General features: G+C 73.2%; 18 protein-coding genes. 8 read left to right on the forward strand and 10 right to left on the reverse strand.

Features of this window, described 5'->3' with window-relative positions; genetic code table 11:
• Positions 1 to 23: 23 nt before the first annotated feature.
• On the reverse strand, positions 24 to 1496 hold the full coding sequence (locus ACGGZK_RS00705) for an anaerobic C4-dicarboxylate transporter family protein (RefSeq protein ID WP_395244356.1): 1473 nt from the start codon (positions 1494 to 1496) through the stop codon (positions 24 to 26).
• Between the two features lie 288 nt (positions 1497 to 1784).
• Here ACGGZK_RS00705 and ACGGZK_RS00710 point away from each other — a divergent pair, with 288 nt between their 5' ends.
• Positions 1785 to 3302, forward strand: a complete 1518-nt coding sequence (locus ACGGZK_RS00710) for a helix-turn-helix domain-containing protein (protein ID WP_395244357.1) — start codon at positions 1785 to 1787, stop codon at positions 3300 to 3302.
• Between the two features lies 1 nt (position 3303).
• Here the strand turns inward: ACGGZK_RS00710 and ACGGZK_RS00715 are convergent, their stop codons facing one another.
• Both ACGGZK_RS00715 and ACGGZK_RS00720 read right to left on the reverse strand, forming a co-directional pair.
• The gene (locus ACGGZK_RS00715; RefSeq protein WP_395244358.1) at positions 3304 to 3798 is read right to left on the reverse strand and encodes an OsmC family protein; all 495 of its coding nucleotides are present in this window, start codon (positions 3796 to 3798) and stop codon (positions 3304 to 3306) included.
• Positions 3795 to 4469 (reverse strand): GntR family transcriptional regulator, encoded by a 675-nt coding sequence (locus ACGGZK_RS00720; RefSeq protein ID WP_395244359.1) that lies wholly within the window; start codon positions 4467 to 4469, stop codon positions 3795 to 3797. Before ACGGZK_RS00720 ends, ACGGZK_RS00715 begins: the two co-directional genes overlap by 4 nt.
• 333 nt (positions 4470 to 4802) lie before the next feature.
• On the opposite strand from ACGGZK_RS00720, the gene ACGGZK_RS00725 reads away from it, so the two are divergent.
• Positions 4803 to 6251, forward strand: coding sequence for an NAD(P)/FAD-dependent oxidoreductase (locus ACGGZK_RS00725; RefSeq protein WP_395244360.1), 1449 nt, complete (start codon positions 4803 to 4805; stop codon positions 6249 to 6251).
• A 23-nt stretch (positions 6252 to 6274) separates the two neighbouring features.
• Here ACGGZK_RS00725 and ACGGZK_RS00730 read toward each other — a convergent pair whose 3' ends face one another.
• Together ACGGZK_RS00730 and ACGGZK_RS00735 are read right to left on the reverse strand one after the other, a co-directional pair.
• Positions 6275 to 7027 (reverse strand): winged helix-turn-helix transcriptional regulator, encoded by a 753-nt coding sequence (locus tag ACGGZK_RS00730; protein ID WP_395244361.1) that lies wholly within the window; start codon positions 7025 to 7027, stop codon positions 6275 to 6277.
• 13 nt (positions 7028 to 7040) lie between these two features.
• The gene (locus ACGGZK_RS00735; protein ID WP_395244362.1) at positions 7041 to 7499 is read right to left on the reverse strand and encodes a VOC family protein; all 459 of its coding nucleotides are present in this window, start codon (positions 7497 to 7499) and stop codon (positions 7041 to 7043) included.
• Positions 7500 to 7633: 134 nt separating this feature from the next.
• Between ACGGZK_RS00735 and ACGGZK_RS00740 the strand changes: the two genes are divergently transcribed.
• Positions 7634 to 9208, forward strand: coding sequence for an FAD-dependent oxidoreductase (locus tag ACGGZK_RS00740; RefSeq protein ID WP_395244363.1), 1575 nt, complete (start codon positions 7634 to 7636; stop codon positions 9206 to 9208).
• Here ACGGZK_RS00740 and ACGGZK_RS00745 read toward each other — a convergent pair.
• A complete protein-coding gene (locus tag ACGGZK_RS00745; protein ID WP_395244364.1) occupies positions 9105 to 9854 on the reverse strand; it encodes a Pr6Pr family membrane protein in 750 nt (249 codons plus the stop codon). The two genes, ACGGZK_RS00740 and ACGGZK_RS00745, sit on opposite strands and share 104 nt — an antisense overlap.
• Positions 9855 to 10049: 195 nt before the next feature.
• On the opposite strand from ACGGZK_RS00745, the gene ACGGZK_RS00750 reads away from it, so the two are divergent.
• Positions 10050 to 10376, forward strand: a complete 327-nt coding sequence (locus ACGGZK_RS00750) for a hypothetical protein (RefSeq protein WP_395244365.1) — start codon at positions 10050 to 10052, stop codon at positions 10374 to 10376.
• A 76-nt stretch (positions 10377 to 10452) separates the two neighbouring features.
• Here ACGGZK_RS00750 and ACGGZK_RS00755 read toward each other — a convergent pair whose 3' ends face one another.
• The 4 genes from ACGGZK_RS00755 to ACGGZK_RS00770 are packed head-to-tail and all read right to left on the reverse strand — an operon-like array spanning position 10453 to position 14664.
• Positions 10453 to 10710 (reverse strand): hypothetical protein, encoded by a 258-nt coding sequence (locus ACGGZK_RS00755; RefSeq protein ID WP_395244366.1) that lies wholly within the window; start codon positions 10708 to 10710, stop codon positions 10453 to 10455.
• Between the two features lie 41 nt (positions 10711 to 10751).
• On the reverse strand, positions 10752 to 12251 hold the full coding sequence (locus tag ACGGZK_RS00760) for an aldehyde dehydrogenase (NADP(+)) (RefSeq protein ID WP_395244367.1): 1500 nt from the start codon (positions 12249 to 12251) through the stop codon (positions 10752 to 10754).
• Complete coding sequence (locus ACGGZK_RS00765; protein WP_395244368.1) at positions 12251 to 13453, reverse strand: acyl-CoA dehydrogenase family protein; 1203 nt, start codon at positions 13451 to 13453, stop codon at positions 12251 to 12253. The genes ACGGZK_RS00760 and ACGGZK_RS00765 overlap by 1 nt, the downstream gene beginning before the upstream one ends.
• Positions 13450 to 14664 carry a CaiB/BaiF CoA transferase family protein gene (locus ACGGZK_RS00770; RefSeq protein WP_395244369.1) on the reverse strand — a complete coding sequence of 405 codons (1215 nt, stop codon included), beginning with the start codon at positions 14662 to 14664 and terminating at the stop codon, positions 13450 to 13452. Before ACGGZK_RS00770 ends, ACGGZK_RS00765 begins: the two co-directional genes overlap by 4 nt.
• A 115-nt stretch (positions 14665 to 14779) precedes the next feature.
• Between ACGGZK_RS00770 and ACGGZK_RS00775 the strand changes: the two genes are divergently transcribed.
• The 4 genes from ACGGZK_RS00775 to ACGGZK_RS00790 all read left to right on the forward strand — a co-directional run bounded on the left by ACGGZK_RS00775 (position 14780) and on the right by ACGGZK_RS00790 (position 19487).
• Positions 14780 to 15550: a GntR family transcriptional regulator gene (locus tag ACGGZK_RS00775; RefSeq protein ID WP_395244370.1), complete on the forward strand. Its 771-nt coding sequence runs from the start codon at positions 14780 to 14782 to the stop codon at positions 15548 to 15550.
• Positions 15531 to 16289, forward strand: a complete 759-nt coding sequence (locus ACGGZK_RS00780) for a hypothetical protein (RefSeq protein ID WP_395244371.1) — start codon at positions 15531 to 15533, stop codon at positions 16287 to 16289. Before ACGGZK_RS00775 ends, ACGGZK_RS00780 begins: the two co-directional genes overlap by 20 nt.
• A 99-nt stretch (positions 16290 to 16388) precedes the next feature.
• The gene (locus tag ACGGZK_RS00785) at positions 16389 to 17753 is read left to right on the forward strand and encodes an NAD-dependent succinate-semialdehyde dehydrogenase (protein ID WP_395244372.1); all 1365 of its coding nucleotides are present in this window, start codon (positions 16389 to 16391) and stop codon (positions 17751 to 17753) included.
• 210 nt (positions 17754 to 17963) lie between these two features.
• Positions 17964 to 19487 (forward strand): APC family permease, encoded by a 1524-nt coding sequence (locus ACGGZK_RS00790; RefSeq protein WP_395244373.1) that lies wholly within the window; start codon positions 17964 to 17966, stop codon positions 19485 to 19487.
• Positions 19488 to 19570: the final 83 nt, after the last annotated feature.

Raw genomic sequence — 19570 nt, forward strand, 5'->3', positions numbered from 1 at the left:
GCGGCCGTGGTTCGGGGCGGCGCTCAGGCCGGCACGATGAGCTGCATCAGGAGGCCGGCGCCCACCACCGCGACCCACGACACCAGCATCGGGATGGTGAACGAGTGCCAGATCGGCACCTGCGTGAGCTTCGTCGACCCGGTGAGGTCGGTCTCGACGGCGGCGATCTGGGAGCCGTTCGCGGGGAACAGCCAGACGCCGACGAGCGACGGCCACATCGCGGTGATGACGCCCGGCGCGAGGCCCGCGGCGAGCGCGATCGGGATGAGCGTGTTCGTCGTGGCGGACTGGCTCGTCGTGAGGCCGGCGACGATGAACAGGGCGACGGCGAGCAGGATCGGGTTCTGCTCGATGAGGTCGCCGAGCGGCGCGATGATGGTCTCCTCGTTCGCGCTGATGAACGTGTCGGCCATCCAGGCGATGCCGAAGAGCGCGACGGCGGCGACGAAGCCGGCCCGCAGCAGCGGCTGCTCGACGACGACCGACGGCTTCACCCGGCGCACGAGGATGATCACGAGCGCGACGGTGAACATCACCATCTCGATGACGGTGGACATGCCGATCGGCACGAGCTCGCCGTCCTCGTTCGGGAACGAGGGTCGTAGGCCCGAGAACAGGCCGAACAGCACGATGAGGAACGTGCCGCTGAGGAAGATCCAGGCGGCGGTCGCGCCGCCCGGCGGCACGGGGTGCTCGATCCGGTCGGCCTTGGCCGGCTTCGCCGGCGTGGCGTCGGCGCTGCCGACCCCGGCGCCCGAGGCGCCGGTGGACCCGGTGGATCCGGTGGCACCCACCGCTGCGCCGACGCCGGCGCCCGCCCCGGCAAGCTGGCCCTGCAGCGCGGCCGGCACCTCCACCTGCTTCTCCTCGACCCGCTTCAGGAACACCGGGTCGTTGCGGAGCTCCTTGCCGATGCGCTGCTGCACGACCGAGGTGGCGATGCAGGCGACGATCGAGGCCGGGATGGTGATGAGCAGGATCTGCGGGAGGCCGTACCCGGTGCCGTCCATGAGCACGAGGTACGCGGCCATCGCGGCCGACACCGGGCTGGCGGTGATGCCGAGCGCCGAGGTCACCGTCGACGAGGCGAGCGCGCGCTCGGGGCGCTGCCCGTTGCGGTACGCGGTCTCGTAGATGATCGGGATGAGCGCGAAGTAGATGTTCGACGTACCCGCCAGCACGGTGAAGACGAATGCCACGATCGGCGCGACGTAGGTGAGCCGCTTCGGACTCGCCTGGATGATCTTCGACGCGATCGACACGAGGTAGTCGATGCCGCCGGCGGCCTGCATGGCCGACGACGCGGTGATCACCGCGATGATGATGAAGAACGCGTCGATCGGGATGGCGCCGGGTGGCAGGTGGAAGGCGAACACGAGCACCGCGGTGCCGACGACGCCCCACAGTCCCAGCCCGAGCCCACCTGTCCGGACGCCCATGATGATCGCGCCGATCACCACGGCGGCTTGCAAGGTGACGAGCACCCACGTCTCCATCGGAACCCCCTCGATTCCCGAACCACCACGATGTAGCTGAGGCCGAACCTACTGCTCCGGCGCGGCTGTGGGCAACGGACGCGCCAGCGCGGGCTCGAGCGGGTTCCGGACCCATGCGGCCGGCCGCGGGCTCGTCGCCCGGCGCCGGAGCGCCTGTCGGAAGGAACGCCATCCTTCACGGCCGGCCGAGGTGAAGCAGCCGCGCACACGGGCCGATCCGCGACCTCGCCGCAGAAATCCTTCGGTTCTTCCGTTTGCCTCCGCTCCGACCCCGTGTGACCATGGGGCATGGTCACCGTCGATCGCACCGCAGCCACGGCCCTCGCCGCCGCCCTCGCCGAGGCCGACGCCGCTGCGGACGCCGGTCGGAGCGGCACCGAGGTCGACGCCCTGACGCTCGGGCGGCGCATCCGCGACCGGCGCACCGCACAGGGCATGACGCTCGGCGCCCTCGCCGCCGCGATCGACCGGGCGCCCTCGCAGGTCTCCGCGATCGAGAACGGCAAGCGCGAGCCGCGCCTGTCGATGCTCCGCACCATCGCGCTCGCGCTCGGCACCACCGCCGACGAACTGCTGCGCACGGATGCCCCGTCCGAGCGTGCGGCGCTCGAGATCGCCGTCGAGCGGGCCCAGCGCGGCCCGGTGTTCGACGCCCTGGGCCTGCCCGCGTTCCGCGTCGCGAAGACGATGAGCGACCAGACCCTGCAGACGATCCTCGCGCTGCACGACGAGATCACCCGGCTGCACCGCGAGCGGGCCGCCACGCCCGAGGAGGCGCGACGGGCGAACGCGCTGCTCCGAGCCGAGATGCGCGAGCGCGACAACTTCTCGCCCGAGCTCGAGGCGCAGGCCGCCGAGCTGCTCGACGCCGTCGGCCATGCGGGCGGTCCGGTCTCGCACCAGCTCGTCGCCGACCTCGCGAGCCACCTCGGCTTCTCGCTGCACTATGTCGGCGACCTGCCGCACTCCACCCGCTCGGTGACCGACAAGCGCAACGGCCGCATCTACCTGCCGACGCAGCAGTCCCCGTCGCGCGACTCCCGGTCGCCGATCCTCCAGGCCCTCGCGTCGCGGGTGCTCGGCCACGAGGAGCCCGCGAGCTACGGCGACTTCCTGCGCCAGCGCATCGAGACGAACTACCTGACCGCCGCGCTCCTCCTGCCGGAACAGGCGGCGGTGCGGTACCTCCGCGAGGCGAAGGAGCTGCGGCGCATCTCGATGGAGGAGCTCCGCGACCACTTCGCGGTCTCGTACGAGACGGCCGCGCACCGCTTCACGAACCTCGCGACCGCCCGCCTCGGCATCCCGGTGCACTTCGTGAAGGTGCACGAGTCCGGCACGATCATCAAGGCGTACGAGAACGACCGGGTGCGCTTCCCATCCGACGCGCTCGGCGCGGTCGAGGGCACGACGATGTGCCGCAACTGGACGGCGAGGACGGTCTTCGACGTCGCCGACCGATTCAGCCCCTGGTACCAGTACACCGACACGCCCTCGGGCACCTTCTGGTGCACGTCTCGCATCGAGAAGGCGAAGGAGGGCGAGTACTCCGTCTCAGTGGGCGTGCCGTTCGAGCACGTGAAGTGGTTCCGCGGCCGCGAGACCTCGCATCGGGCAGTCTCCCGCTGCCCCGACCCGTCGTGCTGCCAGGCCCCGGCGGGCCTGGCCGAGCGGTGGGCGGATGCCTCGTGGCCGGCCGCGCGCACGCCGACGAGCCTGCTCGCGGCCCTGCCGACGGGCACGTTCCCCGGGGTGGACCAGACCGAGGTGTACGAGTTCCTCGAGGCGCACGCCCCGCGGGACTGAGTCACCCGATGGTCACGCCGACCTCCCCGGCCACGACCGTGACCGGCTCGTGCCGCACCGGGAAGTTCACCGATCGGGCGATGAAGCAGTAGTCGCCGACGCGCTCGTGCAGCGACTCGGCGAGGGCGGCGTCGCCGCCTGCGGCGATGGTCACGTGGGGGCGCAGGACGACCTCGCGGAACGTTCCGCTGCCGTCGCCCTCCTCGATCATCGTGCCCGCCGGGGCGTCCTCGTAGGCCACCACGACGATGCCGGCCGTCGTCGCCAGGTGCAGGTACCAGAGCAGATGGCACTGGGCCAGCGACGCGACGAGCAGCTGCTCGGGGTTCCAGCGGCTCGGGTCGCCGCGGAACGACGGGTCGGAGGAGCCGGGGATCGATGGCCGGCCAGGCGCGTCGAGCACGTGGTCGCGCCGGTAGCTGCGGTAGTTGCGGGTGCCCTCGCCGTCGTCGCCGGTCCAGGCCAGTCGCAGGTCGTAGTGGTGTTCGCGGGTCATGCGTGCTCCTCGATGGTCGGGGTCTCGGTGGACGAGGACTCGGTGGACGCGGTTGCGGCTGCGAGGTCCCGGGTGGCCAGGGCGTGCTCGCGGGCGGCGGTCGCCGCCCGATCCGCGTCGCCGTCGCGGATCGCGGCGAGCAGCCCCAGGTGCTCGTCGTGCACGGCGCGGGTGCGGTCGGCTCCGGCGAGCCCGGTGCGCGTGGAGACGAGGATCTGGTCCCAGTGGCGGGCGAGCGACTCGACGATGACGGCGTTGCCGGCGAGGGCCGCGATCCGCTCGTGGAACCTGCGGTTCGAGTCGGTCGCGGCGGCCAGGTCGCCCGCACGCGTGTGCGCGTCGGCCTCACCGGCCAAGCGATCGAGTTCGGCGAATGCTGCGGGTTCGAGCCGCCCGGCGCGCTGCCGGTCGGCGAGCGCGGCCGCGGCGAAGGCGTCGAGCGCGGCACGCGCTTCGTACACCCACGCGAGTTCGCGGCCGGTGCGGCGTCGGATGCGAACCCCTCGCCCCTGGGCGAGGACCAGCCCGTCCGCCTCGAGACGCTGCAGCGCCTCGCGCACGGGGGTGCGGCTCACCTCGAGGCGCTCGGCGATGGCGGACTCGCTGACCTTCTCGTGGCCGTCGAGGGCCCCGGTGACCACCAGGTCGCGGAGCTGCGTGTATACCGTCATCCCGCGAGTATTGCATACGTTTCGGGTTATTGCATGCAATCTTGCCGCGGCGCACGCCGACCAGCCCGCTCGCGGCCCTGCCGACGGCGGACCTTCCCGGGGCGGGGCATCCGCCTCGAGCGCGCGGAACCAGGCGAGCGCCGAACGATGCGCGGTGACGCCGTAGTCGAGGGTGGCGCGCTGGTACCGGAAGACCGTGAGGAACGCGGCGGGGATCGAGCGGGAGCTCCCGCGGACGGCCCACGCCTCCCGCTGACGCCGTCGGCCCTTCCGCTGGCACACCCGCTCGGGGCAGGATGTGAGCACCCTCCGAGACGACTGGATGTGATACCCGTGGGCACCACCGTCTACGAACGTCGCCGCCCTCCGGCCTCCGCCATCACCCACTCCCTCACCGGGACCCGCCAGTCGGTGTTCTGGCTCGACGACCTGCCGGCCGGCCTCGCCCCGACGCGCCCGCCGCTCACCGGCGCGCGCGTCGCCGACCTCGCGATCGTCGGCGGCGGCTACACCGGGCTGTGGACGGCGTTGCTCGCCAAGCGCCGCAACCCCGACGCCGACGTCGTGCTGCTCGAGGCGAAGACGATCGGCTGGGCGGCCTCCGGCCGGAACGGCGGCTTCTGCGAGGCGTCCCTCACGCACGGCCGGGAGAACGGCCGGCGCCGCTGGCCGGAGGAGCTCGACACGCTGGAACGGCTCGGCCTCGAGAACCTCGACGCCTTCGAGGCCGACCTGGCCGAGTGGGGCGTCGACGCGCGGTTCGAACGGAACGGCTCGCTCGACGTCGCGGTCGAGCCGTTCGAGGTCGAGTGGCTGCACGAGGAGGCGGCCGCGGCCGCCGCACGCGGCGACGACACCGTACGACTGCTCGACGAGCACGAGACCCGCGCGGCGTTCTCGTCGCCGATCGCGCTCGAGTCGCTCTGGCGCACCCGCACGAGCGCGATCCTCGACCCGGCTCGGCTCGCCGCCGGCCTCGCCCGCGCGGCCGAGGCGCAGGGCGTGCAGGTGTTCGAGCACTCGGTGGTGCACCGCCTCGACACCCCCGGCTCGACGGGCGCCGTCGAACTGGCGACCGATCGCGGCCGGGTGCTCGCCCGGCAGGTCGTGCTCGCGACGAACGTCTTCCCGTCGCTGCTGAAGCGCAACCGCCTGATGACCGTGCCGGTCTACGACTACGTGCTCGTCACCGAGCCGCTCGACGAGGCGCAGCTCGCCTCCGTCGGCTGGCGCGACCGGCAGGGCGTCGGCGACCTGGCGAACCAGTTCCACTACCTGCGGCCGACCGCCGACGGGCGCATCCTGTACGGCGGGTACGACGCGATCTACCACTACGGCCGCCGCATCCGCGCCTCGTACGAGCGACGGCCCGAGTCGTTCGAGCGGCTCGCGAGCCACTTCCTGACCACGTTCCCGCAGCTGGAGGGCGTCCGCTTCTCGCACCGCTGGGCGGGAGCGATCGACACGTCGACGCGGTTCTGCGCGTTCTACGGCGCCGCGAGGAACGGGCGCGTCGCGTACGCGACCGGCTACACGGGCCTCGGCGTCGCGGCGACCCGGTTCGCCGGCGAGGTGGTGCTCGACCTGCTGGAGCAGCGCGAGAACGAGCGCACGTCGCTCCGGATGGTCCGCGAGCGCCCCCTGCCGTTCCCGCCGGAGCCGGTGGCGGCCGCCGGCATCGGCGCGACCCGCTGGTCGCTCGACCGCGCCGACCACCGGGCGGGGCGGCGCAACCTCCTGCTCAAGTCGCTCGACGCGCTCGGCCTCGGCTTCGACTCGTAGCAGTAGACGCCGAGCCGAGTCGCTCAGGCGACGGATGCCTCGCCGGCGCCGGCTCCCGCCGCCGCCTCGCCGGCCGGCCCGACGGTCACGATGCGGAACGTGCGGTGGAACCGGTCGACGAGCGCTGGGCCGCCGACGAGCACCGTCGGCCCGTCGCCGAGGGCGTTCGCGCGGAGCGCGGAGGCATCCGTCAGCAGGTCGCGGAACGCGGCGGGCGCGACCAGCAGCTCGAGCACGTCGGCGACCGGCGCGGCCGCCATGCGGGCGCGCGGTTGCGGGATCGCGCCCGACCCGATCGGCATGACGTCGAGCGTGCGGGCCGCGACGAGGGCCGACACGCTCGTCTCGCCGACGTGCAGCACGTACTCGGTGGGCGGCATCGCGGCGGCGACCTCCGCCTGGAAGGCGGCGCGCAGCGACACGGCGAGCGCGTCGGCGGTGAGCACCTCGCCGTCGCCGGGCTCGCCGAGCGTCGACCAGCCCCAGCGCTCGAGGGCGAGCACGACGGGTTCGAGGGCGCGCCCGAGCTCGGTGAGCTCGTAGCCGCCGCGGACGACGGGGACCCGCCGCACCACCCCGGCGTCCTGGAGCTCCCGCAGGCGGTCGCTCAGGATGTTCGTCGGGATGCGCGGCAGGCCCGCCTTCAGGTCGCTGTACCGGCGGGCGCCGGCGAGCAGGTCGCGGACGATGAGGAGCGCCCACCGTTCGCCGACCCGCTCGACGGCCCTGGCCACGCCGCCGTACTGGCCGAAGCCGCGCGCGACGCGCGCGCCCACGCGTCGGCCCCGATCAGGCCGACGCCGCAGGTGCGGCGCCCTGCTCGGACAGGTGCGCGTCGGGACCGTTCTCGACGGCGGCCTGCTCCATGAACAGGAAGCCGAGGATGTTGCCGTCCGGGTCCTCGAGGTCGCGCGAGTACATGAAGCCGAGGTCCTGCGCGGGGCGCGGTTCGCTGCCGCCCCCGGCGAGCCCCTTGGCGATCGTCTCGTCGACCTCGTCGCGGGAGTCGCGCGTGAACGAGAGCGACGTCTGCGCGGCGGTGGCGGGGTCGATGATCGGCTTGTCGGTGAAGGTCTGCAGGTAGTCGCGGGTGACGATCATGAAGTAGATCGTGTCGCTCACGACGACGCAGGCGGCGTTCTCGTCGGTGAAGAGCGGGTTGATGGTCCAGCCGAGCGCGGTGTAGAAGGTCTTGGCGCGCTCGAGGTCGGTCGTGGGGATGTTCACGAAGATGCTGGTGTCGGACATGTGGGTTCCTCCGGTGGATCGTCGTCGTCCTGGTGTGGTTCGGGTTCGACGTAAGCTTGCTCTTTGCAAGTGCGCTTGTCAATAGCAAGTAACTCATCCGGCTCCGGGCAATCCCCGGGCGCTAGCCTGAAGCCATGGACTCACGGGCTCCCGCCGGCGGCATGCCGAGGCGGGCGTTCCTCGCGGCCGCACTCTCCGGCGCGTCGGCCATCGTCCTCGCGAGCTGCACCGGCACGCCGGCGCCCTCCGTCTCGCCGACCCCGACCGTGAGCCCGTCGCCCTCGTTCACCCCCGGACCCGGGCCCGACGGGTTGCCGCCGCTCACCGCGCTGCGCCGCTCCCGCTGGGGTGCCGACCCGTGGGCGCGGGGCGCGTTCAGCTATCCCGCCGTCGGCAGCACCGACGCGATGCGCACCCGTCTCGCCCAGCCCGTGCGCGACCGGCTCTGGATCGCCGGCGAGGCGTGCTCGGTCGAGGCCCCGGGCACCATGCACGGGGCGATCGCCTCCGGCGCGGCCGCGGCCGACGACCTCGCCCGCGTCGCCGAGGACGGCGAACGCGTCGTCGTCGTCGGCGCCGGGCTCGCCGGGCTCACCGCCGCGAACGCCCTCGCGGAGCGCGGCTTCCGGGTGACCGTCATCGAGGGCCGCGACCGCGCGGGCGGCCGGGTCGACTCCGTCGACGACGCCGCGTTCGGCGGCAGCGGCAGCGTGCAGCTCGGCGCCCTGATCGCGGGCGAGGACGACGCGCTCGACGAGGCACTGGTCGGGGCATCCGTCGACACCCACCTGCTCCAGGTGCCCGACTTCGCGCTCGCGCCCGACGGCGCCTGGGTGTTCGTCCGCAACGAGGGCGCCGACGTGATCCGCCAGGCCCACGAGTGGGCGCTCACGCAGCCCTCCGACGTGTCGCTGGCCGCCGCGCTGGTGCGCTCCGGCGCGACCTCGAACCTGTCGCCCATCGTCGACGACCACGGACTCCGCACCGTCGACTGGGTGGTCCGGGCGATCGCGAGCGGCGTCGAGCCGGCGACCGGTGCGCCGACCTCGAAGGTGTCGGCGCAGGCCTTCGACCCCGAGCGCGTCGGCCGAACCCTCCGCGTCGTCACCGGCCGGCTGGGCGACCTCGTCGACGACCTCGTCGCGGGGGTCGATATCGCCGTCAACAGCACGGTCACGCACGTCCGCTACGACGACCGGCGGGTGAGCCTGCGCCTCGACTCGGGCGAGTCGTTCACCGCCGACCGCGCGATCGTCACCGCCCCGCTCGGCGTGCTCAAGACCGACATGATCGACTTCAGCCCGTCGCTGCCCTACGGGCACCAGCGCGCGATCTCGCTGCTCGGCTACGGGCTCGTCGACGTCGTCTGGCTGCGGTTCGAGTCGGCCTTCTGGCGGTCGGATGCCCCGCCCGGAACGGGTTCGGGCGACGGCGGCGACGACGGGTCCGGCGACGGCGCGGACGCGCCCGGCATCGACCAGGGCGAGGAGGTCGACCCCGAGCCGAGTGCGACGCCCGACATCCTCACCGTCGTCGGCTCGACCCCGAGCGTCGCGGCCTGGCTCGACGTGGGCCGCGCGACCGACGAGCCCGTGCTCGTCGGCGTCATGGCCGCGGGGCAGGCGAGCCGGCTCGAGCGGCTCGACGACGCGGCGCTCCAGGCGGTGCTGCTCGACGAGCTCGTGCCCTTCGCCACAACCACCGGTTGACCGCCACGAACACGGCCGTCAGCGCGAGGAAGATCACAAGGCACACCAGGCAGCCGACGAGCACGCCGACCCAGCCGCCGACCTGCGCCTCGTCGAGGAAGAAGTACGGGTACCAGCCGAGATCCGCGCCGCGGACCAGGGTGAACGCGAGCCACGCCACCGGGTAGGCGAGCACCCAGCCGAGCGTCGACCACGGCACGGGCGGGTTCACCGCGAGCACGCTGTCGACGGTCCACGCGACCACGACGAGCGCGGGCACGACGAAGTGCAGCAGGGTGTCCGACCAGGGCACCTCGATCCGGTAGGAGAACGTGGACGCCTGGCTCACGATGAGCCCGAACACGATGCCCGACACGATGACGTAGACGGTGACGATCGTGCGCACCGTGCCGAGCCACGGCGGATCGTGGTCGGCGAACAGCGCGAACGCGCCCGCGACGAGCAGCACGACCACGGCGAGGAACGCCGACTGCACGGTGAAGTAGCTGAAGAAGTTCGCCGTGGCGAAGAGGCGGAAGCCGAGCACGTACTCGAAGTTGCCGACGAGCGCGACGACCTCGATCGCGGCGATGAGGAATCGGAAGACGCCGAGCAGGCGGCGGGCCCGCATGCCGGGAACCTGGACTCCGGTTCGGCGCGCGGACATGGTTCCACGCTACCGGCCGGCCGTGGGAGGAGCCTGCGTGGGACGCCCGCGCACGGTGCATGCCGTTCGCGGCATACCGGCCCGGGGCGGGCCCGCGCAACCCCCCGTTCTGCGGAATCGCCCGTCGCTAGCGTGGCGGTGCCGCGAGGGTCCCCCCTCGCGACGCGGTTCCCCGACCATCCCCCAAGGAGTGACATGCTCACGCTGACCTGGCTCCTCGTCATCGCCCTCGCGGGCGGCATCCTCGCGCTCGTCGACGGCATCCTGCGGGTGCGCGGACGCGGCAACTCGATCATCGGCATCATCGAGCTGATCGTGGCCGCGCTGTTCCTGCTGTCGCTGTTCTTCGCCGGCATCCCGTTCGGCTCGATCGTGCTGGCCGTCGTGCTGCTCGTCGTGCTCATCGTCGGGCTCGTGCTGCGCGGCCGGCAGGGCGTGGCGATCACCATCATCGCGCTCGTGCTCGTCGCCGCGTACCTCGTGCTCGCGAACCACTGGATCGTGGTACCCGGCGTCAACTGAGCGGCGCCGCGCCCGCGCACGCGACGGGGCCCCGAGTCGATCGACTCGGGGCCCCGTCGCGGTGTGTGCCGGGCTCCTACCCGGCCTCGTACTCGCAGCACCACGCGAGCGCGGCGACGGCGTCCTGGCCGAGCTCGGGATGCCTCGTGCGGAACTCCGCCGGCGAGGCGACGAAGTCGGCCTCGAAGCGGCGGGCCGCGGTGGCGAGTGCCGGTCCGGCCGCGTGGCCGAACGTGGCGATGACGCGGGCGTCGTCCTTGGCGGGGAGGGGCGTGCGGCCCCAGCCCGTCCATTCGACGACGGCGCGGGTGAGACGAGGCTCCATTGCCTTCATCGGGTACTCCTTCGTACGTGCGGTATCGATTCTGCCTCAGATCAGGCGGTGCGCGAACCCGGCTTCGGCGTGCCGTCCTCGCGGCGCGGGATCCCGAGCGGGTTCCCGTCGCGCAACTCGGGCGGCAGCACCCCGGCCGGGGCGTCCTGGTAGGCCACGGGCACGAGCCAGCGGCGGATCGCGGTCGCGCCCACCGAGGTGTGCACCGACGCGGTCGTCGCGGGCCACCCGCCGCCGTGGTGCTGCGCCCAGGCGATCGCGACGCCGGTCGGCCAGCCGTTGAAGACGAGCCGTCCGGCGATGCGGCCGAGCGCGTCGGCGAGGTCCCGCACGTCCTCCCCCGGCGCGTGGTGGATCGACGCGGTCAGGCTGCCCTCGAGGGTGGCGATCGCACGATCGCGCTCGTCGTCGCCGCGGTAGCGGACGAGCACGGTCAGCGGCCCGAAGCACTCCTCGAGCCAGCTCTCGGGGCCGGCGGCGAAGGTGACCGCGTCGACCGTCACGACGGTCGCGGCGGCGGCCGGCGCGGCGCCGTCGGCCAGCCGTCCGGGCAGCACCACCTCGGCCCCGTCGAGCGACCCGAGCCGGTCGACCCCGTCGACGAACGCGACGGCCATGCCGTCGGTGAGCAGCCGCTGGCCGTCGACCTCGGCGAGCGCGTCGTCGAGCGCCGCCTCGAACCCGTGGTCGGCGGGCACGAGCACGAGCCCTGGCTTGGTGCAGTACTGCCCGCCGTCGCGGGTGAACGATCCGGCGAGGCCGGCGGCGATGCCGGCGACGTCCGCGGTCGCCGCCGCCTCGGTCACGACGACCGGGTTCAGCGAGCCGAGCTCGCCGTAGAACGGGATCGGCGCGGGCCGGGCGGTCGCGAGGTCGAACAGCGCGCGGCCCCCGCGGGTGGAGCCGGTGAACCCGACGGCCGCGACGAGCGGGTGCCCCACCAGCGCGACGCCGGCGTCGAGCCCCTCGACGAGCTGCAGGGCGTCGGCCGTTCCCCCGGCCGCGGCGAGCGCGTCGCGTCCGATCGCGGCGACGCGGCGGGAGAGCTCGGGATGCCCCGGGTGCGCCTTGACCACGACCGGCGCCCCGGCGGCGAGCGCCGAGGCGGTGTCGTTGCCGAGCACCGAGAACGCGAACGGGAAGTTCGAGGCCGCGAACACCGCGACCGGTCCGATCGGGCGGAGCATGCGGCGCAGGTCGGGCCGCGGCGGGGTGAGCGACGCGTCGGGCGCGTCGAGGGTCGCCTCGAGGTACGAGCCCTCCTCGATCACGCCCGCGAAGAACCGGAGCTGCGCGGCCGTGCGGGTGACCTCGCCGCCGAGCCGGGCCTCGGAGAGGTGCGTCTCGTCGTGGGCGAGGGCGACGAGCTCGTCGCGGTGGGCCTCGACGGCGTCGGCGAGGGCGCGCAGCCAGTCCGCGCGCTCCGCGCGGGTCGTGCGCTCCACGCCGGCCGCGGCGGCGGCGCGCACGGCGCGGTCGACGTCGGGCGAGGCATCCGTCGCGACCTGGGCGGCCGCGTCGACCCGGTGGCGGCCGGTCATCAGAACGCCGCCAGCCCGGTGAGCTCGCGACCGATCACGAGCTGGTGGATCTCGTCGGTGCCCTCGTAGGTGCGCACCGACTCGAGGTTCGCGGCGTGCCGCATCACGGGGAACGCGTCGGTGATGCCGTCGCCGCCGAGGATGGTGCGCGCCTGATGCGCGATCTCGAGCGCCTCGCGCACGCTGTTCAGCTTGCCGATGGAGATCTGCGCGGGGGTGAGCGCACCGCGCTCCTTCAGCCGGCCGAGGTGCAGGGCGAGCAGGATGCCCTTCTCGAGTTCGACGACCATATCGGCGAGCTTCGCCTGGGTGAGCTGGTTCGCCCCGATCGGGCGGCCGAACACCGAGCGGTCGGTCGAGCGGGCGAGCGCCGCCTCGACGCAGGAGCGCGCGGCGCCCATGGCGCCCCAGACGATGCCGTAGCGGGCCTCGTTCAGGCAGCCGAACGGTCCGGAGAGGCCGGATGCCCCGGGCAGCATCGCGTCGGCGGGCACGCGCACCCCGTCGAGGTCGATGTCGCACTGCACCGACGCACGCATCGAGAGCTTGCCGTCGATGGGCGTCGCGGTGAACCCGGCGGTGCCGGTCGGCACGAGGAAGCCGCGCACCGCGCGGGCGCCCTCGCCGAAGCCGCCTTCGCCGCTCGGGTCGTCGACCCGGGCCCACACGACGGCGACGTCGGCGAGCGAGGCGAGCCCGATCCAGCGCTTCGCGCCGTCGAGCACCCACTCGTCGCCGTCGCGGCGGGCGACGGTGGTCATCGCGGCGGGGTCCGATCCGCCCTGCGGCTCGGTCAGGGCGAAGCATCCGATGAGCTCTCCCTTCGCCATGCCGGGCAGCCACCGCTGCTTCTGCTCCTCCGAGCCGTACTTGGCGATGGCGCTCATCGCGAGCGAGCCCTGCACCGAGACGAAGGTGCGCCAGCCGGAGTCGGCGGCCTCGAGCTCGAGGCAGACGACCCCGTAGGCGACGGCGCCGGCCCCGGCGCATCCGTAGCCCTGGAGGTGCATGCCGAGGAAGCCGAGCTCGCCGAGTTCGCGGACGAACTCGCGGCGGAAGTGCTTGGCCTCGAAGTCCGCCTCGATCGCGGGCAGGATGCGCTCCTGGGCGAAGGCGCGGGCCTTCTGCTGCCAGGCGCGCTCCTCGTCGGAGAGCAGGGCATCGAGGTCGAACACCTCGTCGATGCGCGGCGCGGTGGTCATCGGGGTTCCCTTCGGTCGTGCCAGTCGGCGCCGGCGTGCTCGTCGAGCGCGGGCGGCGGGGTCCGGTAGGCGGCGGGGGTCGCGGAGAGTGCGACGGGGTCGGCGACGGAGCGGCGCCCGTCGAGGTCGACGACGGGGTCGAGGCCGAGCGACTCGGCGAATGCGATCGCCTCGGCGACGTCGTTCACGAGGCCGGCGGGCACGCCCGCGTCGGCGAACGCGGCCACCCAGTCGGCGGCGGCCTTCGCCTCGAGGGAGCGCTCGAGGTCGATGCGGAGCTCCTCGCGGTGGGCGACGCGGGCCGGGTTGGTGGCGTAGCGCTCGTCGTCGCCGAGGTGGTCGAGGCCCACGAGCCGGGCGAGGGTGCGGAACTGCCGGTCGTTGCCGACGGCGATGACGAGGTCGCGGTCGGCGGCGCGGAAGACGGCGTAGGGCGCGATGCTCGGGTGCTGGTTGCCGAGGCGGGCGGGCGCGCGGCCGGTCGCGAGCGTCGAGCCGGCCTGGTTCGTGAGCGCCGAGAGCAGTCCCTGCAGCAGGTTCACCTCGACCCGCTGGCCGGCGCCGGTGCGGTCGCGCTCGCGGAGGGCGAGCAGGATGCCGGCGACCGCGTTCTGCCCGCACAGCACGTCGACGAGCGCGACGCCCGCCTTCGCGGGCTCCCCGTCGGGCTCCCCGGTGATCGACATGAGGCCGCCGACCGCCTGCACGAGCAGGTCGTACCCGGCGAGCGACGCGCCGGCGCCCGCGCCGAACCCGGTGATCGAGCAGTAGACCACGCCCGGGTTCGCGCGGCGCACGTCGTCGTAGCCGAGGCCGAACCGGTCCATGACGCCGGGCCGGAAGTTCTCGACGAGCACGTCGGCGGTCGCGGCGAGCCGGTGCGCCTCGGCGAGGCCCGCCTCGGTGGCGAGGTCGAGCGCGATGGAGCGCTTGTTGCGGTTCACGCTGCCGAAGTAGGTCGACTGGCCGGCGGCGTCGACGGGCGGGGTCCAGTGCCGGGTGTCGTCGCCGGCGGGCGACTCGACCTTGAGCACGTCGGCGCCGAAGTCGGCCAGCAGCATCGTGGCGTAGGGGCCCGCGAGGACCCGCGAGAAGTCGGCGACGCGCAGGCCGGCGAGGACGGGGCGCGGGGTCGCGACCGGGGAAGCGGCAGGGGCCGTCGGCGCGCCGGGGCCCGCCTCGGGGGCCGCCTGGGGTCGCTGCTGCTGCATCTCATCCGCCTTCGCATGAGCGCGGCCGGGCCGGCCGCACGACATTCATCCTATATCGAATCTTTTTTGCGCGCGCCGCCCGCCGCCGGCCCGCCCCTCGACTACCGTGGAACGCATGGAGACGAGGGTGGGTCCGGGCGCACGCGAGGCGGTGTTCGCCCAGCTCGCCGACGCCGGCCGCGCCGAGCAGGTCGCCCAGCGGCTCACCGACGGCATCGTGCTCGGCGTGCTCGAGCCCGGCGAGCGTCTCCCCAGCGAGCCCGAGCTCGCCCGGCGGTTCGGCGTCGCCCTCATCACCGTGCGCGAGGGGCTCGGCATCCTCCGCGAGGCCGGTCTCGTCGAGACCCGCCGCGGCCGCGAGGGCGGCAGCTTCGTCGTGCTCGACGACGCCGAGCACCGCACCGTGCTGACCGCGCGCCTCCGCGGCCTCGCGCAGGTCGAGCTCGGCGACATGGCGGTCTACTTCGGCGCGATCCTCGCCGGCGCCGCCGAGCGCGCGGCCGAGCGCGCCACCGAGGCCGATGCCGCAGACCTCGCCGGATGGCTCGGCGCCGCCGACTTCTCGACCGCCGCCGCCGCCCGCACCAACCAGGGCGGGTTCCTGCTCGAGCTCGCCGTGCTCAGCCAGTCGGCGCGGCTCGTGCGCGAGCAGATCCGCCTCCAGGCCGAGTTCGGCCCGCTGCTCCTGCTCGGCCTCGACGACCCCGACGCGCGGGCCGCGGCCGTCGAACTCGACCACCGCATCGTTCGGGCCGTCGCCCGCCACCGGCAGCCCCGCGCCCGCGAGGCCGCCGGCGAGCTGGTCGCCCTGCTGTCGCGCCGGCTGCTCGAGGCCAAGGCGCGCGTCGAGCGAGGGGGTGCGCTCGATGAGCCGCACGCCGACTGAGGTCGCCGACCGCGTCGGATCGGTCTTCGCCGAGGTGTTCGATCGGCTCGCCGACTGGCGGACCGCGATCGAGGCACGGCTCGGCACGGGCCGGGACATCCGCCCCGCCGACCTCGACGACGCCGTCGCCGACCTGGTGCTCCCCCGGCTCGAGGCCGACGACCCGCTGCTCGTCGGCGCCGGGTTCATCGCCGACGGCGAGGTCGTGCGCGGCCGAGACGTGCACTTCGCGTGGTGGCTCGGCCCGCTCGACGACAACCCGGTGCTCGGCTCGACCGACCGGCCCACGCGGCTCGACCTCTCGACGCGCGGCTACGCCGAGTACCTGCGCGACTTCCGCGCGCTCGAGTGGTACCGGATCCCCGCAACCACCCGGCGCGCCCACGTCACCGGCCCGTACGTCGACCACCTCTGCACCTGCGACTACATCCTGACGCTGACGATGCCGGTGCACGTCGCCGGTCTCGCCGGCGCCGCCGGCGCCGCCGGCAGCGACGCGATGGTCGGCGTGGTCGGCGCCGATATCGCCGTCCGCCGGCTCGAGCGCGCCCTCCTCGGCGCCTTCCTCGAGGTCGACGCCCCGCTCGCGCTCGTGAACGAGCACGGGCGCGTGGTGCTCTCGACCGACCCCGCGCTGCAGGTCGGCCAGCTCGCCCCCGCGGCCGCCGGCGCATCGATCGGATGCCCCGGCACGCCCTTCTCGGTGCTCGTCGGGCCCGTCGGGCCCGGGGCATCCTGAAACCTCCCCGAATCATCCGGTGGTATATCTTTAGATCACGAGCGACTGCACCGCGGCAGACGACCTCTCGCGTGTGCACATGAGAAGGAGAGAACTCCCATGAGCTATGCCGTGACCAACCCCGCCACCGGCGAGACGGTCAAGACCTACGACACGATCGGCGCCGCCGAGCTGGAGGGCGCCATCGCCGCAGCCACCGACGCGCACCGCACCTGGTCGAAGCAGACGAGCGTCGACGAGCGGGCGGCCCTGATCCGCCGGGTCGGCGAACTGCACACCGAGCGCCGCCAGGAGCTCGCCGAGATCATCGTCCGCGAGATGGGCAAGCCGATCGAGCAGGCCCTCGGCGAGGTCGACTTCGCCGCGGCGATCTACGAGTACTACGCCGATCACTCGGCCGACTTCCTGCAGGACGAGCCGATCTCGCTGCTCGCCGGCGAGGGCACCGCGGTGATCCGCCGGTCGTCGCTCGGCGTGCTGCTCGGCATCATGCCGTGGAACTTCCCGTACTACCAGGTCGCCCGCTTCGCCGGCCCGAACCTGATCATCGGCAACACGATCCTGCTGAAGCACGCCGAGCAGTGCCCCGAGTCGGCCGCCGCGATCGAGCAGGTCTACCTCGACGCCGGCTTCCCGCAGGGTGCCTACGTGAACATCTACGCCTCGCACGACCAGATCGAGGAGGTCATCGCCGACCCGCGCGTGCAGGGCGTCTCGCTCACCGGCTCCGAGCGCGCGGGCGCCGCGGTCGCCGCCATCGCGGGCCGACACCTGAAGAAGGTCGTGCTCGAGCTCGGCGGCTCCGACCCCTTCATCCTGCTGTCGACCGACGACCTCGACGAGACCGTGCAGAACGCGGTCGACGCGCGCCTCGACAACAGCGGCCAGTCCTGCAACGCGGCCAAGCGCTTCATCGTGGCCGACGACCTGTACGAGCCGTTCCTCGAGAAGTTCACGGCGAAGCTCGCCGAGGTCGAGGCGAGCGACCCGACGTCGGCCGACTCGGCGCTCGGCCCGCTGTCGTCGCTGAAGGCCGCGGAGAACCTCGACGAGCAGGTCCGGCGGGCGGTCGAGCACGGCGCGACCCTCGCGCACGGCGGCACGCGCGACGGCGCGTTCTTCCAGACCACGGTGCTGACGGATGTCTCGCCCGAGAACCCGGCCTCGAAGGAGGAGTTCTTCGGGCCGGTGGCGCAGGTGTACCGCGCCGCCGATGAGGCCGACGCGATCCGCATCGCGAACGACACCCCGTTCGGCCTCGGCTCGTACGTGTACACGACCGACCCGGCGCAGGCCGAGCGCGTCGCCGACGCGATCGAGGCCGGCATGGTGTTCGTGAACGTCGTGCTCGCCGACGGCGCGGAGCTGCCCTTCGGCGGCGTCAAGCGCTCGGGTTCGGGCCGCGAGCTCGGCCGCTTCGGCGCCGACGAGTTCGTGAACAAGAAGCTGATCCGCATCGGCTGACGCCCGGCACAGCTCCGGCGAGCGACGAGCCCTCGACCCGACCGGGTCGGGGGCTCGCTGCATTCGGGGGCTCGCGGCATTCCCGGCGGCCGATCCTGCTAAATCATCCGGTGCTATACCTTTACGACCGGATGTATGGCAGACTGCTGCACGCCACGAAGTCGTCCGGGTGGGCGGACGCGATCAACGACGATCAAGGAAAAGGCCACCATGACCGACCCCAGCAAGCGCGCCGAACTCGGCGACGGCGAGCACCTGCAGGTCCTCGGCTACGAGGACTCGTTCCACCGTTCCATGAGCCTCTGGGCGAACTTCGCCCTCGGCTTCACCTACCTCTCCCCGCTCGTCGGCGTGTACTCGCTGTTCGCCGTCGCCCTCACCGTCGGCGGCCCGCCCTCGATCTGGTGGATCGTCATCGTCGGCGCCGGGCAGCTGCTCGTCTCGCTGGTGTTCGGCGAGGTCGTGTCGCAGTACCCGATCCACGGCGGCATCTACCCGTGGGCCCGTCGCCTCTGGGGCCGCCGCTACGCATGGATGGCCGCCTGGGTCTACATCTGGGCGATGATCGTGACCATCACCGCGGTCTCCGAGTACGGCTCCGGCTTCGCCGCCAGCCTGTTCGGCCTCGAGCACACCGCCGACACCACGCTCTGGCTCACGCTCGCCCTGTTGGTGATCGCGCTCGCGATCAACTTCACCGGCACGAAGTGGCTCGCCCGCGTCGCCCGCATCGGCCTCGCCGCCGAGCTCATCGGCGTCATCGGCCTCGGCCTCTACCTCCTGATCTTCCAGCGCAAGCAGGAGTTCTCGATCTTCTTCGACACCATGGGCGTGGAGGGCGACGGCAGCTACGTGACCGCGTTCTTCGGCGCCGCCCTCGCCGGCCTGTTCCTCTTCTACGGCTTCGAGGCCTGCGGCGACGTCGCCGAGGAGGTCGAGAACCCGGCCCGCCGGATCCCCCGCGCGATGATGCTGACCATCCTCGTCGGCGGCGTCTCGGCGCTGTTCTCGTTCGGCGGCTACGTGCTCGCCGCGCCCGACCTGCAGGCGATCGTCTCCGGCGAGGACGCCGACCCGATCCCCGCGATCCTCGAGTCCACGCTCGGCCCGGTCGGCGCGAAGCTGTTCCTCGTCATCGCGATCACGGCGTTCCTCTCCTGCGTGCTCAGCCTCCAGGCCGCCGCGAGCCGCCTGCTGTTCTCCTTCGCCCGCGACGGCATGATCCCCGGCCACCGCTGGCTGTCGAAGGTCTCCGAGGGCAGCAAGGTCCCGGCCAACGCGCTCATCGTCGCCTGCACCGTGCCGGCGCTCATCGCCGTGCTCGTGTGGCTCAACGCCGACCTGCTCTACCCGGTCACGGCGTTCGCCGTGCTCGGCATCTACGTCGCGTTCCAGATGGTCGTGCTCGCCTCGCTCCGCCAGCGCTTCCGCGGCTGGAAGCCGGCCGGGCCCTTCTCGCTCGGCCGCTGGGGCATCGTCGTCAACGTGTTGGCGCTCGCCTACGGCATCTTCGCGATGATCCTGCTGGCGGTGCCGGGCACCTCCGGCGACGTCCTCACCGACTGGGTCGTGCTCATCGGCCTCGGCGTCGTGCTCGGCACCGGCCTGGTCTACCTGTTCGCTGCCCGACCCGACCGCCGGAGCGACGCTCCCGCCGGTGACGCGATCGCCGTCGCCGACGAGATCCGCGTGCGCACCGGCGCCGTCCAGGCGGTGGAGGCCCCGCGGGCCTGACCCGAACCCTCCCCGCGCCACCGCCCGGACGCGAATGGTCGCCTTCCCTCGTGGGAGGCGACCATTCGCGTCGTCGCACGCGC

Source organism: Agromyces sp. MMS24-K17, from assembly GCF_043950245.1.
Taxonomy (GTDB): Bacteria; Actinomycetota; Actinomycetes; order Actinomycetales; family Microbacteriaceae; genus Agromyces.

What these genes read in the sequence shown, in the direction of transcription:
- ACGGZK_RS00755 (WP_395244366.1), bottom strand. Translation starts at nt 10,710, where the DNA reads ATGAAGGCAATGGAGCCTCGTCTCACCCGCGCCGTCGTCGAATGGACG.
- ACGGZK_RS00760 (WP_395244367.1), bottom strand. Translation starts at nt 12,251, where the DNA reads ATGACCGGCCGCCACCGGGTCGACGCGGCCGCCCAGGTCGCGACGGAT.
- ACGGZK_RS00775 (WP_395244370.1), top strand. Translation starts at nt 14,780, where the DNA reads ATGGAGACGAGGGTGGGTCCGGGCGCACGCGAGGCGGTGTTCGCCCAG.
- ACGGZK_RS00720 (WP_395244359.1), bottom strand. Translation starts at nt 4,469, where the DNA reads ATGACGGTATACACGCAGCTCCGCGACCTGGTGGTCACCGGGGCCCTC.
- ACGGZK_RS00785 (WP_395244372.1), top strand. Translation starts at nt 16,389, where the DNA reads ATGAGCTATGCCGTGACCAACCCCGCCACCGGCGAGACGGTCAAGACC.
- ACGGZK_RS00710 (WP_395244357.1), top strand. Translation starts at nt 1,785, where the DNA reads ATGGTCACCGTCGATCGCACCGCAGCCACGGCCCTCGCCGCCGCCCTC.
- ACGGZK_RS00705 (WP_395244356.1), bottom strand. Translation starts at nt 1,496, where the DNA reads ATGGAGACGTGGGTGCTCGTCACCTTGCAAGCCGCCGTGGTGATCGGC.
- ACGGZK_RS00740 (WP_395244363.1), top strand. Translation starts at nt 7,634, where the DNA reads ATGGACTCACGGGCTCCCGCCGGCGGCATGCCGAGGCGGGCGTTCCTC.
- ACGGZK_RS00790 (WP_395244373.1), top strand. Translation starts at nt 17,964, where the DNA reads ATGACCGACCCCAGCAAGCGCGCCGAACTCGGCGACGGCGAGCACCTG.
- ACGGZK_RS00750 (WP_395244365.1), top strand. Translation starts at nt 10,050, where the DNA reads ATGCTCACGCTGACCTGGCTCCTCGTCATCGCCCTCGCGGGCGGCATC.
- ACGGZK_RS00745 (WP_395244364.1), bottom strand. Translation starts at nt 9,854, where the DNA reads ATGTCCGCGCGCCGAACCGGAGTCCAGGTTCCCGGCATGCGGGCCCGC.
- ACGGZK_RS00715 (WP_395244358.1), bottom strand. Translation starts at nt 3,798, where the DNA reads ATGACCCGCGAACACCACTACGACCTGCGACTGGCCTGGACCGGCGAC.
- ACGGZK_RS00735 (WP_395244362.1), bottom strand. Translation starts at nt 7,499, where the DNA reads ATGTCCGACACCAGCATCTTCGTGAACATCCCCACGACCGACCTCGAG.
- ACGGZK_RS00780 (WP_395244371.1), top strand. Translation starts at nt 15,531, where the DNA reads ATGAGCCGCACGCCGACTGAGGTCGCCGACCGCGTCGGATCGGTCTTC.
- ACGGZK_RS00770 (WP_395244369.1), bottom strand. Translation starts at nt 14,664, where the DNA reads ATGCAGCAGCAGCGACCCCAGGCGGCCCCCGAGGCGGGCCCCGGCGCG.
- ACGGZK_RS00765 (WP_395244368.1), bottom strand. Translation starts at nt 13,453, where the DNA reads ATGACCACCGCGCCGCGCATCGACGAGGTGTTCGACCTCGATGCCCTG.